Annotated in this window: 8 protein-coding genes and 3 pseudogenes; 7 read left to right on the plus strand and 4 right to left on the minus strand. The window is 56.7% G+C overall.

Going from position 1 to position 19,146, the window contains the following annotated elements; translation table 11 throughout:
• Positions 1-150 precede the first annotated feature (150 nt).
• Positions 151-1,422, plus strand: a complete 1,272-nt coding sequence (locus F1542_RS00855) for a cytochrome c peroxidase (RefSeq protein ID WP_346011736.1) — start codon at positions 151-153, stop codon at positions 1,420-1,422.
• Positions 1,423-1,439: 17 nt separating this feature from the next.
• Here the strand turns inward: F1542_RS00855 and F1542_RS00860 are convergent, their stop codons facing one another.
• Positions 1,440-2,939 carry an acid phosphatase gene (locus F1542_RS00860; RefSeq protein WP_408886213.1) on the minus strand — a complete coding sequence of 500 codons (1,500 nt, stop codon included), beginning with the start codon at positions 2,937-2,939 and terminating at the stop codon, positions 1,440-1,442.
• A gap of 932 nt (positions 2,940-3,871) precedes the next feature.
• On the opposite strand from F1542_RS00860, the pseudogene F1542_RS00865 reads away from it, so the two are divergent.
• The 4 genes and pseudogenes from F1542_RS00865 (at position 3,872) to F1542_RS00880 (ending at position 10,543) form a co-directional block, all read left to right on the plus strand.
• A pseudogene (locus F1542_RS00865) lies at positions 3,872-4,622 on the plus strand (IS5 family transposase).
• 200 nt (positions 4,623-4,822) lie between these two features.
• Complete coding sequence (locus F1542_RS00870; RefSeq protein WP_193731345.1) at positions 4,823-6,043, plus strand: efflux RND transporter periplasmic adaptor subunit; 1,221 nt, start codon at positions 4,823-4,825, stop codon at positions 6,041-6,043.
• Entirely contained in the window at positions 6,021-9,125 is a 3,105-nt protein-coding gene (locus tag F1542_RS00875; protein ID WP_193731346.1) for an efflux RND transporter permease subunit, read from the plus strand. Before F1542_RS00870 ends, F1542_RS00875 begins: the two co-directional genes overlap by 23 nt.
• Complete coding sequence (locus F1542_RS00880; RefSeq protein WP_193731347.1) at positions 9,122-10,543, plus strand: efflux transporter outer membrane subunit; 1,422 nt, start codon at positions 9,122-9,124, stop codon at positions 10,541-10,543. Before F1542_RS00875 ends, F1542_RS00880 begins: the two co-directional genes overlap by 4 nt.
• An 82-nt stretch (positions 10,544-10,625) precedes the next feature.
• Here F1542_RS00880 and F1542_RS00885 read toward each other — a convergent pair whose 3' ends face one another.
• Positions 10,626-11,324 (minus strand): TetR/AcrR family transcriptional regulator, encoded by a 699-nt coding sequence (locus F1542_RS00885; RefSeq protein WP_193731348.1) that lies wholly within the window; start codon positions 11,322-11,324, stop codon positions 10,626-10,628.
• Positions 11,325-11,425: 101 nt separating this feature from the next.
• Between F1542_RS00885 and F1542_RS00890 the strand changes: the two are divergent.
• A pseudogene (locus F1542_RS00890) lies at positions 11,426-11,830 on the plus strand (ATP-binding protein); the annotation flags it as partial.
• Here F1542_RS00890 and F1542_RS00895 read toward each other — a convergent pair.
• Together F1542_RS00895 and F1542_RS00900 are read right to left on the minus strand one after the other, a co-directional pair.
• Positions 11,780-14,002 carry a DPP IV N-terminal domain-containing protein gene (locus F1542_RS00895; protein ID WP_227672339.1) on the minus strand — a complete coding sequence of 741 codons (2,223 nt, stop codon included), beginning with the start codon at positions 14,000-14,002 and terminating at the stop codon, positions 11,780-11,782. The pseudogene F1542_RS00890 and the gene F1542_RS00895 sit on opposite strands and share 51 nt — an antisense overlap.
• A pseudogene (locus F1542_RS00900) lies at positions 13,999-15,857 on the minus strand (M61 family metallopeptidase). Before F1542_RS00900 ends, F1542_RS00895 begins: the two are co-directional and overlap by 4 nt.
• A gap of 392 nt (positions 15,858-16,249) precedes the next feature.
• Here F1542_RS00900 and F1542_RS00905 point away from each other — a divergent pair.
• Entirely contained in the window at positions 16,250-19,081 is a 2,832-nt protein-coding gene (locus F1542_RS00905) for a TonB-dependent receptor (protein WP_227672342.1), read from the plus strand.
• Positions 19,082-19,146: the final 65 nt, after the last annotated feature.

A 19,146-nucleotide genomic window follows, 5' to 3' on the forward strand; every position in this document is an offset into this window, starting at 1 on the left:
TACGGATGTTTTTCGGGTGAATGACATCGGTGTGGCCATGAAAATATATGAAACGCCGCGGCAAAATCACCAGCGTGTATTGGGGTCTGACTATATCGTGCCTTGCCGCGGTATCGTAACATTGGTCTGGTTCAGGGCCGGAGGCCCCTTGTGAGCTGGCAATGGAGGGCATGGCGTGTGATGTTCCGGTCGCGTCGGCCAGGTTTTTATGGCCTGATCCTGTGGGCTTTTGTCGCGGGTATAATGACCCCGCCCGGTTTGGGGCACGGTGCGCAACCGACCGTTCTCTCGCGTCCAGAGGCCCGTGCCCGGGCACGGGCGTTGACCACGCTGGGGCGTGACCTGTTCCATGATCCGCGCCTGTCTGCTTCGGGTCAGATGGCCTGCGCGACATGCCACGTGGAGAAGGACGCTTTTGCACAGGATAACGACCTCTCGGTGCAGAAAGGCGGCCACCGCGCGGTGCCGTCGCTTAAATACCTGCAGGCCGTGCCCCAGTTTACTGAGCATTTCTATGATTCCGAGGACGAGGCCGAGGAAAGCATGGATAACGGTCCCACAGGTGGACTGACATGGGATGGACGGGTGGATACCGCGCAGGCGCAGGCCGGGATTCCGCTGCTTGCCCCGTACGAGATGGCCAATGTCAGTCGCGCGGAAGTCGTGCGTCATGCCCTTGCCGCCGGTTACGGGCCGCGCCTGCGATCCCTTATGCTGGCAGGGGACGAAAATAATGCACGGTTTGGCCTGATTGCGGAAGCCCTTGCCACCTACCAGCAGGATGCCCGGCTGTTCTATCCTTACAGCAGTAAATACGATGCCGTTCTGGCAGGCAGGGCGCAGCTTTCCCCACAGGAAGAGCGCGGACTACACCTGTTTGAACGGAAGGACAAGGGTAACTGTGCCTCCTGCCATGTCAGCGCGCAGGGGCATGATGGCACGCCACCGCAGTTTACCGATTATGGGCTGATTGCACTCGGCGTGCCGCGCAACAGCCAGATCATGCTTAATCATAACCCCGATTACTACGATATGGGCCTGTGTGGCCCGGATCGCACGGATATGCAGGGTCACCCGGAATATTGCGGGCTGTTCCGCACGCCTTCACTGCGCAATGTAGCAACGCGGCATGTCTTTTTCCACAACGGCGTGATCCATTCACTCAGGCAGGCGGTCGCGTTTTACGCGCTGCGTGATATGCGCCCTGACATATGGTATCCAACCGGTTTGGACGGCAAGGTGCGGATATATGACGACCTGCCCGTACAATACCATGGCAACATTAACATGGACCCACCCTTCGGCCCGCGTCCCGATAACCGGCCCGCGCTGGATGATGACGAAATTGATGCCATTGTCGCCTTCCTCCGTACCCTGACCGATGGTTATTTCGCCTCCGCAGGGGCAGCCCGCGCTCCGTAAAGCCTGGAAGGGCCAGGCTATTTCGTGCGGCCGGACAGGTCCAGCGCTCCCGTCAGGTCGCCAAGCTTCTGGCCTGTTGCGGCCTGTATGGCCTTATCCCGGGTCACCACGCCGTCCAGCGGGCGCAGATGAAAACGTTCGGTCAGGAATTTCAGGATGGATGTCGTATCCTGCACACTGTGGTCCACATAGGCCCGCTTTGCGTAGGGGGAGATGATAATGGCGGGAATGCGGGAGCCGGGTCCCCATCTGTCGCCTTTGGGTGGAGCGACATGATCCCAGAGTCCACCATTTTCATCATAGGTTACGACAACCAGCATGTGCGGCCACTGGGGGCTTTTTTCCAGATGGGCGACTAGATCGGCAATGTGATGGTCGCCCGACTGGATATCAGCATATCCGGAATGTTCATTCAGATTGCCTTGTGGCTTATAGAAGGAAACTTGCGGCAGGGTGCCGCGGTCGATCGCATCAATGAAGCCAGCGCCCCCGAGACCACCATCACGCAGGTGCTTGCGCCGCGCCTTCCTGCCTGGTGCATAACGGACATAGTAATTATACGGCTGGTGATGGTACTGGAAGTCCGGGGCTGGATAATGGTTGCCATGTTCCAGAACATCATTCCACGCGCCAGCATACCACGCCCATGTTATGCCGCGCCGGCTTAGTCTGTCGCCGATTGTTGGCGCTGACTGCGCGGGCATGGTGGTGGGTTGCATCGGATCGGCATAGGCTGCGTTCTGCCCGACCGCGGCGGAATTATAGCTGGGCTGGTATGGCGGTTGCATCGTGTTGACGGCGTAGAAATCCGGCGTGAGATTTCCGTCACGCACGAATTTGGGTATGCCATCCATCGCAGAACGCGGCGATGCAGGACTGATGAGCAGTGCCGTGCCCGATGCATCAACGGCTGAAATGACGGGCTGTGCTGGGCTGGTATCTGCGTGAGGGTAATAGGGTGCGCAGGCACAGGCCAACCACTGGTGGTTAAGGAATGAGCCGCCAAACGTCCCCATGAAGAAATGATCGGCCAATGTGTATCGGCGCGCGATCTCCCACATCTCCATATGTGAACCATCCCAGTAGCTCATGGGAAGCGCGCCGGAATCCGCCCATGCGACAAACATGTCGTTCCGTCCCGCGTCAATCTGCATCTGGTTCTGGTAGAAGCGATGCCACAGGTCCTGTGTCAGGGTGCTGAGTGGTCTGTTGAAACCCTGCGGATCATCTATGCGAAAAGGCTTGTTGGGCAGGTGGGCGCTTATAGCCTGCGTAATCGGGTTGGGCACGCCGCGGGCCGTGAGGCCGCCCCATACAGGCGGTAGTTCACGCAATATGCTGCCGTCACGGTCGTGCTGCAGCCACTGGCTGCGGGGTTCATTCGCAAAAGTGTCAGCGCCAGGGAAACCATTGTACAGATTATCAAAAGAACGGTTTTCTGCAAAGATAACTACAACCGTTTTAATCTGTTTCAGTTTTGCAGGTGCAGAAGCCCGGCTTCCGACCGACAGGGCCATTATTCCCGCCAGTGCAAGCATGGAAGCGGTTATGTTGGTTTGGTAGGCCATGTTTTCTCGGTCTCTGACGCGTCAGCGTAAAAATTTATAGGTCATACGGCATAGAAAGTACGGTATATGGAATAAGCAGGGATAGAATGGAATGCGAGGAAAACGGATTTCATAAAAATTTCACGTTATCTATTCTTAATAATATATCTGAATGACAATTTTTTTTGTATCGTAATATTCGGAAATTTAGACGTTTTAAATCTTTCCAAGAGTTGGGGATTTTGGCGTATTTATATTATAACATCGACTATTTTGTAATTTTCTTTTATTTGTAATGGTTTTTTTAGATTTTTAGTAAAAATGCGGATGGGGCGGTATGGTTTAAGCTATAGTTTATGAAGGCAGGTAAAGGATTTTCTCCCCAGGCAAGAACATATTGTTGGCGGAGTGGCTGTAAATACCCGCCGGTTTATTGTGTCGGTGTTCCCTGACGTGATCTGCGAGTTTGCTTTGGCAATTGCAGCAATGGCTACGCCGCTGGTGCGAAAGCGGAGTGATCGAACCGATCTCCTGATACCAGGCAACGGATCACAACAATGAATATATGATAAGTGACAGCACGATTGTTCGTGCGCACCAGCATAGCATGGGGCCTATAAGAAGCAGCGCGGATCAAACCGCCGGACGAACCCGTAGTGGACTGATCACCAAAAATCTACGCGATTGTCGATACTGCGGGAAAGGTTGCTATCATGTTTCTGACGGTCGGTCAGTGTACAGATATCATCGACGCAGAGTTTTTGTTAGCATTACGGTTGCATTTTATGGTGCGAATGAGCAGGGATAGCGCTGGCTGGGGTCCGATCGACATTCAGGATCTTCTTTTTTTGGAACGGATGTTTCACTGGGCACCGTGTCAGAGCAGGGAGTGTGGGATGGGAATCAAGCGGTACGAGTTGAGTAAAGCACAATGGCAACAGATTGCGCCTGTGCTCCCGGGCAAAGTTGGGGATGCAGGCCGCAGTGGGACGGATAACCGCCTGTTCGTGAACGGCTGCCTCTGGATTCTACGCTCTGGCGCGCATTGGAAGGACCTGCCTGAGCGGTATGGCAAATGGAAGACGGTGCATCGTCGTTTCAGCAGATGGTGTCATGCCGGGGTATGGGACAGGATTTTCGAGATACTGATGGCTGATCGGGACAATGAGTATCTGATGTTCGATTCAACGATCGTTCGTGCCCATCAGCAGGCTGCAAACGGAAAAGGGGGGGCAAGGACCAGGCGCTGGGGCGTTCCAGAGGTGGTCTGACGATCAGGATCCATATGCCGGCCGATACGCTGGGCCGCCCGCTGCGCTTCATTATTACGGCCGGGCAGGTCGGCGATGTCACCCATCCGCAGGCTCTGCTCGCGGGGCAGGAAGGGCTGCTGTTATTGCCGACAAGGCCTATGACAGCAATGCATTACGCGTCCTTGTTGCCCAGATGGGCGCAGAAGCTGTCATACCTTGCAATCGCACCCGCAGGATTGTCATGCCGCACGATACCAGAGCCTACAGGCTGCGCAATCGTATCAAGCGCTGCTTCAACCGCCTAAAGCATTTCAGACGCTTCGCTACCCGATATGACCGACGTGCCATCCATTTCCTTGGCTGTGTTCACCTCGCCTCAGCCATGATCTGGGTGGCCTGAATGTCGATTGGACCTGATATTACCAGGCCGTGCCGTCTCGTCCCGAAAAAAGATCATTGTCGGTTTTCGCCGTCAGCCCATCTGCAGTCTGGTAGTCGCTTCCGAACGTCGTTGAAATACGATACGGTCTCGTCTATGTAACCCGTAACGGCTGCGTCGTGTCGCCGGGTTCAGGAAATGGCTGAGGGTGGTCGGTATCCATGCAAACCAGACATACTGGTAGTGAAGGCGTGAACCATGTGCAGACTGCCTCCTTCCTCGCCACCATTTTTCATCCTGTAACGCAGGGGGAAGGCAGCGTACCGCCGGACCCGCAGGCCATGGCCACCACGAAAAAACCGGGTGCTTCCCCCGGTCTGATCCTGCTCTGCCTGCTGCTTCTGCTTTCCGCGTGCCATAAAAAGACGGCGGTGGAGGAAGTCCGCCCCGTCCGCTCCGTCATTGTGGACCCGACGCCTGACACGAACGCCGAAGTGGTGACAGGACAGGTCGCCGCCCATCAGTCCATCAACCTCGCCTTCCGCCTGCCCGGCAAGGTGGTGGAACGTACGGTATCAGCCGGTAGCGTGGTGCATGCGGGGGACATGCTGGCGCGGCTGGACGACACGGTGCCGCAGCAGACGCTGCGCACGGCGCTGGCGGAAAACGCCACGGCGAAAGCAGCGCTGGAACAGGCCGCGCCCCTGAAGCAGCGTGCCGCGGCCCTGCTGCCGGTGCAGGCCATTTCACGCAATGATTATGATGATGCGGTACGTCGCTATAAAACCGCGCTCGATCAGGTGCAGGCGACACAGGCGCAGGTACGCGTGGCGCAGGAACAGCTTGGCTATACCCGCCTGATGGCGCCCGAGGACGGCATCGTGACCGACCGGCTGGTGGAAGCGGGCGAGGTGGTGGCCGCAGGCCAGCCCGTGCTGCGCATGGCAGCGGGTGGCGGGCTGGATGCGCAGTTCGATATGCCCGAGGCCCTGGCACAGTCCCGTCTGGCCGTGGGCATGGCGATGAAGGTGTGTCTGGACGCAGCGCCTGCTACCTGCACACCCGCCGCGATCTATGAAATTGCGCCCGATACCGATCCGCTGACCCGCACCTATCATACCAAGGCGCTGCTGCGCGCCACGCGCGACATGATGCCGCTGGGTGCTGTGGTGACGGGGCATCTGTCCATGTCATCAGCGCCAACCGTCCATCTGCCGCCTGCCGCCCTGAGTGTGCAGGATGGCAAACCCGCAGTCTGGATCGTGGCCCCCGACACGCTGCGTGTCTCCCTGCGCCCCGTCACCATCGCCCGTTATGCCACCGATGACGTGGTGATCGCATCCGGCCTGAATGCCGGGGACCGGGTGGTGACGGCAGGCGTGCAGGCGCTGTATCCGCAAGAAAAGGTCAGCCTGCTGGATGAAGCCGATGTCCGCCCCTGAGCCACGTCCGCCGGGGGGCATAAACCTGTCGGACTGGTCTATCCGCCATCGTGCGCTGGTCCTGTTCTTCATGATCCTGATCGGTGTGGCGGGCATCCAGTCCTATTTCAGACTGGGCCGGAACGAGGATCCGCCCTTTACCGTCAAGACCATGGTGGTGGAAGCGTTCCTGCCCGGTGCCTCGGTGGAGGAAACCACCCACCAGTTGACCGAACGCATCGAGAAGAAACTGCAGGAAACGCCCGACCTCGATTACGTCAAAAGCTATACGCTGGCGGGCAAGACCACGATTTTCGTCAACCTGCTCTCGGGCGCGCCCAAGGCAGAAGTGCCGGATATCTGGTACCAGGTGCGCAAGAAGGTGGGCGATATCAAGGCCCAGTTGCCGCAGGGCACGGTCGGCCCGTTCTTTGATGACGAGTTCGGCGATACCTACGGTATCATCTACGGTTTTACCGCCGATGGCTTTTCCCACCGCGACCTGCGCGATTACGTCGAAACGGTGCGCGACGAACTGCTGCATGTGCCTGACGTGGCCAAGATCGACACGCTGGGCGCGCAGGACGAGAAGATCTATGTCGATTTCTCCACCCACCACCTGGCCCGGCTGGGCATAAACGGGGCCACGATCGCGGCTGCCCTGTTGGCGCAAAACGCCACTGTGCCGTCCGGCGTGATCGATACCGGACGCGAGCAGATACAGGTCCAGCCCACCGGGCAGTTCGGGTCGGTGCAGGACATTGCCAATGTCACGGTCTATGCCGGCAACCGCAAGGTCCGGCTGGGCGACATCGCCACCATTACGCGCACCTATTCCGACCCGCCGCAGACCATGTTCCGCGTGGGTGGGCAGGACGCGGTCGGGCTGGCACTCAGCATGCGCAGCGGCGGCAACGTGCTGGAACTGGAAAAGAACATCACGGCAAAAATGGCCGAACTGCACGCCCGCATGCCCATCGGGATCGAGGCGCATCTGGTCGCCAACCAGCCCAAGGTGGTGCATGACGCGGTCGGTGATTTTACCGAAGCCCTGTTCGAGGCCATCGCCATCGTGCTGGGCATAAGCTTCCTCAGCCTTGGCGGCCGCGCGGGCACGGTGGTGGCGTTCTGCATTCCCTTCGTGCTGGCGGTGGTGTTCGTGTGCATGAAGCTGTTCGGCATCGATCTGCAGCGCGTCTCTCTCGGTGCGCTGATCATAGCACTCGGCCTGCTGGTCGATGATGCCATGATTACGGTGGAAAGCATGGTCAGCAAGCTGGAGGAAGGCTGGACCCTGACGCGGGCCGCGACCTATGCCTATGTCTCCACCGCGTTCCCCATGCTGACCGGAACCCTTGTGACCGTGGCGGGGTTTATCCCGGTCGGTTTCGCGAAAAGTGTGGCGGGAGAGTATACGTTCTCGCTGTTCGCCGTGGTGGGCATGGCGCTGATTGCGTCGTGGTTCGTGGCCGTTCTGGTTGCCCCGCTGGTGGGGGTGACCATCCTGAAGCAGAGCCCGGCGGCAACGCCCCATGCCCCGCCAGAAGGGCGGCTGCTGCGCGTGTTCAGCCGGGCGCTGCTGTTCACCATGCGCCGCCCGCGTGCCACCGTGCTGGCCAGCCTTGCCGCACTGGTCGTGGCCATTGCGCTCTCGCCTCTGGTGCCGCGGCAGTTCTTCCCTGCATCGGACCGGCCGGAACTGCTGGTTGACCTGTCGCTGCGGCAGGGCGCGTCGATCAAGGCGACGGCGGATGTCTCACGTCGGCTGGATGCCATCCTGCGTAATGATCCCGATATCGATCACTGGAGTTCCTATGTCGGGCGTGGGGCGGTGCGCTTCTACCTGTCGCTCAATGAACAGTTGCCCAATGACTTCTTCACCCAGACCGTCATCGTGGCCAAAAGTGCCGTGGCGCGTGACCGCCTGCGCAAACGGCTGGATGTCGCACTGAGCCGCGACCTGCCCGACGTGGTGCATGGACTGTTCCCGCTGGAACTGGGGCCGCCGGTGGGCTGGCCGGTGCAGTACCGCGTGACCGGCCGCGACCCTGACCGGGTGTGGCATTACGCGCATGACGTGGCGAAGATCATGGCCGACAGCAACCAGTTGCACATGGTCAATTTCGACTGGGGTGATCCCGCGCGCAAGCTGAAAATCGATGTGCGGCAGGACGAGGCGCATCGTCTGGGTCTGTCGTCAGGCGCCATTGCGCTGGCCATCAATTCGGCCGTGACCGGCGTTACCGCAACGCAGGTGCGTGACAGCATCTATCTGGTGGATGTGGTGCTACGCGCCAACCATGCCCAGCGCCTGTCGATCGAGGACCTGCGCAACCTCGACATCCGCCTGCCCAATGACCAGACGGTGCCATTGTCTACCGTGGCAAGTGTTTCATACGTCGAGGACTATCCCCTGATCTGGCGGCGCGACCGCCTGCCGACGCTGACCATACAGGCGCAGCTACGCGACGGGGTGCAGGCGGATACCGCTGTTGGCACGCTGGCCCCGAAAATCGCGGCGTTCAATGCCAGCCTGCCATCGGGCTACCATGTCGCGGTGGGTGGCACGGTGGAGGAAAGTGCGAAATCGCAGAAATCCGTCGTGGCTGTCGTCCCCCTCATGATCCTGGTCATGCTGGGCGTGCTGATGATCCAGTTGCAGGATTTCAAGCGGCTGGCGCTGGTCATCAGCGTGGCCCCCTTTGGCCTGATCGGCGTGGTCGGCGCGCTGTTCCTGACCCAGCACCCGATGGGGTTCATCGCCATGCTGGGGCTGGTGGCGCTGATTGGCATGATTATCCGCAACTCGGTCATCCTTGTGCACCAGATCCAGATCGAGAAGGATCTGGGGCAGTCGGAATGGGATGCGGTGATGAATGCGGCCAAGATCCGTTTCCGGCCCATCATGCTGACCGCTGTCGCCGCCATCCTGGGCATGCTGCCGATTGCGTCCAGCGTGTTCTGGGGGCCGATGGCCGATGTCATCATGGGCGGACTGGCCGTGGCGACGGTGCTGACGCTGATCTTCCTGCCTTCGCTGTATGTGCTGTGGTTCAGGGTGAAGGAAACGCCACCACCGCAGGTTGAGGGAGCCACACGATGAAACGCATCCCGATCCTCCTGCTGCCCGCGCTGCTGGCGGGCTGCGCATGGCTGGCGCCGACCTATCACCGGCCACAGATGCCCATGCCCGATAAATGGGGCACGCAGCAAGCCGCCACGGTGCCCGATGGCGGCGCATGGTGGCGCAGCTATAATGACCCGGTTCTGGACGCGCTGGTGGACGAAGCACTGAAGAACAATGATGACCTTGCCCTGGCCGGGTCAAAGCTGCAGCAGGCGCGGGCGCAGTATAAATATGCCTTCGCCAACCAGTTGCCCTCCATCTCGGTGGCAGGCGCGGATGCCATGGGCCGTCTGCACCTGAAGGATGACCTGCCGGTTACGCACAAGATGAGCAATCTTGGCTTCGTGGGCGGCATGCTGAATTACGAAGCCGATTTCTGGGGCAAGAACGCCAGCCTGAGCAAGGCTGCCAAGGCAGGGGTCAAGGCGGCGGGTTACGGGCACGAGGCTGCCCGGCTGTCCATCGCGGCCGCCACCGCGAAGCTATATTTCAGCCTGCGCGCGCTGGACCGGCAACGCGAGATCCTGCAACAGACCATCGAGACCCAGACGGTCCTTCTGGCGCTGGTGCAGCGCCAGCATGAGGTGGGTGCGGTCGATGCGCTGGTGGTGCAGAACGTGACCGAGCAGCGTGACGCCGCACAGGCAGCCCTGCCGGATGTGGAGGACCAGCGCGGCAAGGCGGAAAGTGCGCTGGCCGTCATGCTGGGTCGCGCGCCCCAGCAGATCATCGAACAGGCGATGGAGCGGGGCAAAAACATTGACCAACTGACCATCCCCATCCCGACACCGCCGGAAATCCCGTCCACCCTGCTTGAACGCAGGCCCGACATTGCCATGCATGAACAGACGCTGATCGCCAGCAACTTCAATATCGGCTTTGCGCGCGCGGCCTATTTTCCCACCATCTCGCTGGCCAGCCTGGCGGGGGTGAACAACATTGATATCGACAATCTGTATCGCGCCACCACGCGGTCATGGACGCTGGCGGCTTCCATGGCGGCCCCGGTGATGGATTTTGGTCGCACGGCCAGCGGCGTCAAACTGGCACGGGCCGAGAAGAACGAGCAGGTCATTTTGTACAAGCAGAGCATCCGCACGGCCTTCAAGGAGGTGCATGACGCCCTGCTGGAACAGAACAATGCTCACGCGCGCGAACAGGATGACGGGGACAAGGAAACAGCGGCCGAAAAAACCGTGGAACTGACGCAGTTGCGACTGGAACATGGCTATGCCAGCAGGCTGGACGTGCTGTCCGCGCAGGTGCTGGCCCAGCAGGCGGAACAGGCGCATACGACGGCACTGCTGTCCAGCCTTGATGCATCGGTTGACATGTACCGGGCGATCGGGGGCGGATTTGACACCAAGGCCCCACAGGACAGGAAACGGAAATAACCGCAGACAGGAAAGCGGTCTGTTTGCAAACGGGAATGGATCAGGCCGCCTTACACCTCGTAAAATCTTACTTTGCAGTAGATTACAGGCGCTTCCGCCGCCCTGTGCCACGCGCGGGCGTGGCGACAGGTATCGCCAGTATGCCCGTCATGAAGGCACGCCAGGCATGATCGAGATAGTCGTCCCGCTCCTTTGCCGTTCTCAGCACCCTGCGCCCGAACAGCATCTGCTGATGCGGACCACCCAGGCAGAGCGTGGCCAGCATCTGGCCGGTTTCTTCAGGCTCGCATCCCTCTTTCAGCAGGCCCGCGCGGGAGGCGGCAGTCAAAAGCTTGCAGGTCAGTTTTTCCAGCGGGTCAAAGATATGGGCACCGGCATGGTCCACCAGATCGGGAAAACGCCAGCCTTCCGCTATGAAAGTGCGACTAAGCGAGAGCGTCTCAGGGCTGAGGATCAGGTCAAGCAGCATCCGCATGGTCTTGTACAGCGCCTGCAGCGGATCGTTTGAGACCATTTCATCCGAAGGGGAGGCCGCCAGCAGGAAACTGTTCCCCAGTTCGGCAATGACCGTCTTGAACAGGTTTTCCTTGGAGGGGTGCCGTCGGTAGATGGTCTGCTTGCCCACCTTGGCCACCGCCGCGATCTGTTCGACCGATGTGGCGGCGTAGCCCTGTTCGCCAAACAGGCGGGTGGCGGTTTTCAGGATCAGGGCATCCAGTTCTTCCGACATGCGGCTGTCGGGCCGACCCGAAAATTTCCTCTTTGTGTCCTGATCCGCCATTCAACCTCCTGTTCGCAGTTCCTTCGGATTATAGGGGACAAAACCGTCTCGCAAGGGCTTTAAACGGGGACGGCATCCCACCAGGCGTATAGGAAAGCATCTGGTCAACGGTCGACCTGGTCAATGCGCTCGAACAGGAAAAGACCGCCAGCCGCGCCGGGCAGATTGCCGACAGGCTGCTCCGCCTGGATCTCGTGATCCTTGATGAACTCGGTTATCTCCCCTTCAGCGCGTCTGGCGGCGCCCTGCTGTTCCATCTGCGCAGCCGCCTCTACGAGCGCACCAGTGTCATCATCACAACCAATCTGAGCTTCAGTGAATGGCGAGACGTTTTTGGTGACCCGAAGATGACGACGGCGCTTCTCGATCGGCTGACCCATCAGTGTCATATCCTTGAGACAGGAAATGACAACTACAGGTTCCGCGCCAGCACCGCCGCTATCGATCACGTCTTTTCATCCCGGCTTTCCCACCACATTTGCGTTGGAAAGAATGTGGTCGCGTAGATACTGCATACGGGCAATCGAGACATTGGCACGAATCGTCGGGTCGGCAAGCATATGCGTTCCGGGCAGCAACATCAGATCATAGGGACGACCTGCCCTGATCAGTGACCGGGTCAGCTTCAACGTATTTACAAAATATACGTTATCATCCGTTACACCATGAATGATCAGCAGGGGACGTGAAAGGTATTTTGAATAGGTCAGGACATTACTGACCCGGTACCCCTCGCCATCTAGCTGCGGCAGGCCCAGATAACGTTCTGTATAGGTCGTATCATAATCAGAAAAATCTACCGGTGGGGCACCGGCTACGCCTGTTCGGAACAGTTCAGGATGCCGCATGACCGCCATGGCCGTAAAATAACCGCCAAACGACCACCCATAAATGCCAACATGGCGCATATCCATTTCAGGAAACTGTTTTCCCATGGCCTGCATCCCTGTAATCTGATCTTCAAGCGGCGTATCAATCAGATTGTTGTGGATGGCACGTTCCCAGTCGTGGTCTCGATCGGGGGTTCCCCGACCGTCCAGACTGACGACAATGAAACCCTGATTGGCCAGACACTGCTTTTCCGCATAGAGGGCAGGTGCATCAAGCACTTCCTTGTATCCCGGTCCCCCATAAACTGACAGGATAACAGGCAGATGCTGTCCGGCATGAAAATTGACGGGACGAACAATCATCGCATCGTATGATCGCGGTCCGACCGTCAGGAACTTTATGTTAAAGGGCGGCGCTTTTCGTGCAACATCAGGTAGTGTGGCACGCGTATTGCCGTCACGATCGCGCAATAGGACACGAACACTTCCATCCGCGGCACTAAAGCGGTCGATAAACCGGTCATGCTGACCGGGTGAAAAATAAGGCTGGTGCAGTCCCTCGGCAGTGGCGATTTCCGTTATGGCTCCGGTATTCATATCCTCCCGGTAAACTGCTGTATTCACCCGGTCAGGCGTTGCGGTAAAGGTTATGGTATGGTGCGCCGCGTCAACATCATCCAGTGACAGAAACGGCAAGGTGGCTGGCGTCAGTTCGTGACCGGGCGTACCATCCGCATTGTGCATTTCCAGCCGCCACGTACCGCTCCGTTCGGATGCCCATAAAAAATGCTTTCCATCCTTCAGCCAGTAAGGCAGGGCAAGCCCTGTACTGTGTGCCGTGGCAGCAATATTGATCCAGGCCGCGTCATGTTCGGCCAGAAGTTCGGTTGTTTTTCCGTTATGGGGATCAACGTCCAGCACGCGTTCTTCATTCTGTGCACGGTTCATCACCACGACAGACAACCGACCGGTTTCCTTCGACCAGACGACACGTACAACATAAGGGTAAAGGGTATTATCCCATCGGATCCATCGGGTATGGCCGCCATCACGCTTTATGATACCCAACCGGACGCGGGCATTGGGCGTGCCGGCCCGTGGATAGCGAAAGGCGACGGGTGGGGTCGCCGGATTTTCAGGATCAGCGATATAATGCTTTTCCACACCCGAAAGGTCGGCTTCCTCATATACCACAGACCGACTGTCTGGTGACCACCACAGACCATCGGGGCGGTCCAGTTCCTCGGCTGCCGCGAATTCGGTCAGGCCATGTGTCAGGTCTGCCGTGCCGCCATGGGTGACCTGATGCGCTTTGCCGTTGCTGGTCGAAATGACATACATGTCGTTGTTGCGTACGGCGGAAATATGCCGCCCATCCGGCGATAGCCGGGGCGCGCCCCAGTCCTGTTGCGGCAGGGGCGTGACACTGTAATTGACCAGATCAATCCTGAGCAGGCGTCCGGCCTGGGTCGCGATGGCGGTCCTGCCACTCTCTGCCACCTCAAAAGCTGTCACCCCCGTCATGGTCAGGCGCGCACGTTCCCGCCTGGCCTTTTCTTCCACGGACAGATGTTCGTTTCCTGTTGCGACATGGGTCAGGGCTGTCTGCTGTCCGGTGGCAAAATCATAGCGCCATAACTGCAGGGCCGTATCTTCCGGTCCACTACGCAAAAACAGGGCAGCGTGCCCATCGGGCGTAATTTGCGCATTACGGGGCAGGCCCAGCGTATATCCATGCGTTATGGCATCATCCCTGAAGCACTGAAGGGATGCCGCCTGTACAGTGTGATACCCTGTTGTCCCGGCCAGCAGCATGCCCACCATCATGGGACGTATCAGGCCCCTCATGGCGTGACGGGCCGTGGCTTGAGAATATCCGCCAGCATGTCAGGCGTATTGGGAATGCGCTCCAGCCGGGGGTAACGCAGTCCCCCATGATAGGGGATGGAAACGTTTCTGTATCGATCCCCAGACTGGATCAGCAATTCAATTGGTGCCGCACCGGGTGACGCGGCGGCCGTAATGGCATCTGATAACAGGTCCGCATCAAAGGTCATGTTGTTAACCGCCACGATTTTTTCGTCCATCGTAACAGCTGCCTGCCATGCGGGACTGTTCCATTCAACGTTCAGCAATTTGCCTTTCTGATCCACCATGAAGCCAAGCGAGAAGCTGTAATCATGCATTTTCAGCATTTTCTCTTTCGCGGACTGATAGGCGGTTGGCTCCGTGCCATAAACCAGACGGTACCCCCCACGGACCAGTCCGGCCAGTGGCGCATGGGGGTTACGACGTCCACCCGGTCATGCAGGAAACCGGCCCAGTCATAGGGCTGAACGGTATTCAGGGCAGCAATAACGTTCTCACGACGATAGGTATGGGTCACCATGCTGCCATTACTGATACCAAAGAACTGGCGGGCGACATCATCAAGCGAATGGTGTCCGTGCGAGAGTTCCCGGATCAATGTATCTGCCTCCAGCCACAATAGTTCCCCTTCGGAATAATAATCTTCACTGCGTTGCCAGCTCCGCCATGACAGGGGAGTGCGGCGGGCAATGACCGGGTCATTGGTGGTATCAACCAGCGGGCGCCACAGACGACCGGCCCGCCCGTCATACGTGGCGGCCACAAGGGCGAGTGCGTCAAGTACCTGTGGCTGTGTCATGAGGTTACTGCGGGCGGCAAGAACATAGCCCCAGTACTGGGTCTGCCCTTCATAAATCCACAGTAGCGAACCGCGATGAGGTGTGTTGAAGTCGGCAGCCCACAGATCTTCCGGACGGCGGAATTTGCCATTCCAGGAATGCGTGAATTCGTGTGGCAGGAGATCGCGCGCAGGAAAGGTATCTTTCCATTTTGTAAAATATCCGCGTGGTCCGCTGTTTTCACTGGATTGATGATGTTCAAGACCGATACGGCCCAGTTCTTCCGTCAGCGCCAGAAGAAAATCGTAATGTTCATAATGATGGGATCCAAACACCGCGTTTGCCTGCAGTACAAGGTTGCGATGTGCATTGATCTGTTCGGGTGCCGCAGCAAGCAGATTGGGACTGTCCGCGACGACATCAAGCGATACAGGGGGGCCATTGGGTGGGGTAAGATCAAATTGCCTGAAGTAACGTCCCGCAAAAACGGGTGAATCAACAAGACGATCGAACGATACGTTCTGGAATGTAATACTGTCCCCCGTATTGCCCCCGTCGCGGGGGCGCAATGCCGAACCATACTGCCACCCATGTGGTAAGACCAATGTGGGTGAAACCGTTATGTCACGCGTAAAATATCCAGCAGGATAAAGGCAGACCGCATTCCATTGTACATTGAGCATATCAGGCGTCATGACCACCCGCCCCACATCGGAGGATACAGGCGTCAACGTCTGGAAATCCACGAGGATCATCTTTGTCCCCGCAGTAATGGGGATGTGGAACGTGCTGACATCCACCGTATCGCGAATCCAGGGAATATTACGGTTATCCGCATGCACCGACAGTCCGGCAAGCTGCGTTACCGGACCGGTGGGGGAGTGATCTCCCGGTATCCATATGGGATACCGGATCATCATGTCACCGCCATGGGCCGATAGTTCCGGCGAGACCGGAATTATTTCATGGACTGTATATATATGTCTGGCCAGATCGGTCCCATCGACCTTCAGCATGATTGTGCCAGGCCTCGGCCTGTCCTGGGCCTGTGGCATGGGAGACGGCAATGGCAGGGGATCGGGTCCCGTTTCCTTTATGTCCTGACAAAAGGACCCTGTTGAAAATGCAAGGGAAGAACCTAATAGAAGTAAAAAAAGGACAGGCCTCAAGACTATATACTCCAATACAGATTCAACCGGTTTTCGGAACATCGCCCACAGGCACGCAGATATGTTATTCACATATGATTTGTTTATATGTCATTATAAATCACGATATTTTTATATGATCCAGTCAGTATCCCCGTCATATGTCGTATTGTTGCTCCCTTGCAACAAGGGGAGGAAAACAATCCTATTTATTGCGAATCTGTAATTTTATGTGGATTTCTGATGCATTTATGAATCAGTGTGAAGGCAGTGAGAGCTCTATTACGGAAGAGTCTGATATGAGATCATTGTCTGATAAGAGCCTGGCCTTACATCGTGATTGGATCCTGTTCCGAATTCCTGTTCTCATTAGGGAGGATCGGATACTTGTAGATCGGTTATTCTCATCTTCCGTGGCACTGTTTATGTTGGGATGGAGTAGCACACTACTTGCCCAGACGACAGAAAATCAAAACAATCCCACGACAAGCAGTCATTCTGCAAAAAAGAATACAAATTCAGTTAATAAAATAAAGAACACATCGGATGACACGGCAGCATCCAATGCAAGAACGGAAGAAATCATGGTCAAGGCGCAGCGGCGCCTGCTCCGTGAAAAGAATTCGCCCAGCGCCGTAACTGAACTGGGAGCGGATCATATCCGTCAGGCTGGCCTGATGGGCAGTATTGCAACCATCCTGCGCGATGCACCGTCCGTAAATGTATATCAGTCAGGTATCGGCAATAACGAACCGGTCATGTCAGTCCGTGGCGCACGTGGGCTGGAAGTTGCGCAGACACTGGATGGCGTGCCGATGCAGGACCTGCTGAATGGTGGTTCCGGTGCCTATATGAACAGCCTTATTGGCGGCAAGTTCAATATGGATCAGATCAGCGGTGTTTCGATCTATCCCGGTGTCGCCTATCCCAGTGAGACAACATTCGGTACGATCGGCGGCACGATTGCCTACCATACATTGCGACCAAGCAATGACAGACACCTTGATGTCACGGGTTCCGTTGGCTCATTCGGAACATGGAATGAAGGTTTCGAAGCCAGTTCCGGTCGGTTGAATGGGTGGATGGGGCGGGGGATCGATGCGCCAAAGATTATGTTGAAATATTCCAACATGCAGACCCAGAACTACATTGAATATACGCCTGCGCGTTACAATAATATGGAGTTCGCGTTCGATAAGCCTTATGATGATGGGCAGTCCCTGTTTCAGGCGACAATACTTTACAATACAGGGAACGGGCGATTTGAGGCACAGCCGGTTCCGACTGCCTGGATGAATAAATACGGGAAATATAGTAATTATAATCCCGATACGACATTCGGGCAGCAGAATAACGATTATTTTACAATGATCCTCAAGGATGACACATACGTAAATGATTATCTGAATGTTGGTGTCACGGGATTTTATGAATTTTCGGATTCCACGACCCTTGATTATCAGAATCCTGATTCCTTTTCCTTAAACGGTGCCCCGACGCCTTATTCGATTGGCGGGTCGAACATATTTACACAGACACCCGCCGGGTTTGGTGAGCAGGGCTATTATGGCTATGGTAACCCCTTCTACATGCCGGGGGTCTATACCTATGGCGGGAGTTCAGCAAACTGTCCTGCAGGCGTCAGTTCCGCATGGAGTGCTGCAGGCCAGACAAGTCCGTGTGGTTATAATGCCCAGCTAAGTTATACCCGTACCGACACTTACGGCATTCGTCCCCGCCTTACGATTACGCCCCCACGTTTCTGGGGAATAGAAAACACCATCAAGGTGGGTGCGCTGATTGCCAAGGAGACCAGCAATCTTACCCCGACATGGGCGGGGGGTACCCCCAATGTCGCGGAAACGAATGCCAATCTTATTAGCGGTGGAGGGAAGGGAGGTGGCCAGCGCGTCATGTACCAGGGTTATTTTCAGGACAAGATTGATATGTTCAAGAATACCCTGCACGTGACGCCGGGTTTTGTAATTGAAGGTACACAGTCCGGTCTGACGAGTACGGCAATGTATGGTGGGCAGGTTTCTGCAGCTGCCGCCGCGACCACGTACTGCAAGACATATGGATGCAATACCGGCTTCTATTCCGCAAAGAAATGGGATCGTGAATGGCTGCCTTTCATCAACGTCAGTTATGATCTGGACAAGGTTGTGCCGGCGCTGAAGGGCCTGTCGTTTTACGGAAGCTGGGGTAATTCGGCGCTATATGCTCCGGTATCCGATTTCACACCGAATGTTCTGGGACAGGTGCCCAATGCTTCGATTGTGCATATGGAAGAAGGTGGCATAAAATATAATGTTTCCAACCTGTCGATTTCCGTCGATTACTTCCATCAGAAAATCGATCGTGATTTTGGCATGTTTGAGTTCCAGTCCGGCAGCCTGGCCGGTTACAGCGAATATACCAATGCCGGCCAGCGCACCATGAAGGGGGAGGAGGCATCCGTTATCTGGCAGGTCACGCCACAGATCCAGCTGTTTGGCAATTTCTCGCATCTTAGCGCCTATTACGATGCAACGGCCCTTGAAAGCATGACGGTGCAGCAAGACCAGTTTGGCATTGCAACCAAGGGATCACCAGTTACCGGAATTCCTTCCTGGCTTTCCACCATTGGTATTGATTATCGTAAACGCAGCCTGTTCCGCCCGTCGGATGATTTCAATGTGCGCTTCCAGGGGCAATACACGGGCCACCAGAATACAACCTATGACCTGACCGGTTTCCAGAATATTGGTAATATACCAGGGGTAGGTGGCTTTAATGGTGGAACCAACTATAATTATTACACCACGACAGCTGGGGCAACGACCTATGATCCACATGGTGGTATTGCACCATATATGATTTTCTCCCTGGATCTGAATTACAATCTGCCTCTGAAAGGGGCCGGACCACTGAAATCACTGAATTTCGATGTGAACGTCTATAACCTGTTCAATACATTTTACATGCAGTACAAATACAAGCAGATTGCACCGGGAACCTGCTCTACCATCAGTTCCGGTCCGCTGGCGGGACAGCCAGCCAGTAATTATGGCTGCGGCACATCTTTCAGTAATGGCATCGCGGGACAGCCGGCATCAGTAACATTTACGATCCGTGCACGGTTTGGATAGGGATGGATAATGGCTATCAAAAATGTCGGACTGTGGAAAAGGGAATTGTAATGCCTTCTGAATAT

The organism is Komagataeibacter sp. FXV3 (assembly GCF_015155755.1).
Classification (GTDB): Bacteria; Pseudomonadota; Alphaproteobacteria; order Acetobacterales; family Acetobacteraceae; genus Komagataeibacter.

Excerpts from the sequence above, each read along its gene's own strand:
- F1542_RS00860 (WP_408886213.1), bottom strand. The coding sequence starts at position 2,939 with ATGGCCCTGTCGGTCGGAAGCCGGGCTTCTGCACCTGCAAAACTGAAA.
- F1542_RS00870 (WP_193731345.1), top strand. The coding sequence starts at position 4,823 with ATGCAAACCAGACATACTGGTAGTGAAGGCGTGAACCATGTGCAGACT.
- F1542_RS00875 (WP_193731346.1), top strand. The coding sequence starts at position 6,021 with ATGAAGCCGATGTCCGCCCCTGAGCCACGTCCGCCGGGGGGCATAAAC.
- F1542_RS00880 (WP_193731347.1), top strand. The coding sequence starts at position 9,122 with ATGAAACGCATCCCGATCCTCCTGCTGCCCGCGCTGCTGGCGGGCTGC.
- F1542_RS00885 (WP_193731348.1), bottom strand. The coding sequence starts at position 11,324 with ATGGCGGATCAGGACACAAAGAGGAAATTTTCGGGTCGGCCCGACAGC.
- F1542_RS00895 (WP_227672339.1), bottom strand. The coding sequence starts at position 14,002 with ATGAGGGGCCTGATACGTCCCATGATGGTGGGCATGCTGCTGGCCGGG.
- F1542_RS00905 (WP_227672342.1), top strand. The coding sequence starts at position 16,250 with ATGAGATCATTGTCTGATAAGAGCCTGGCCTTACATCGTGATTGGATC.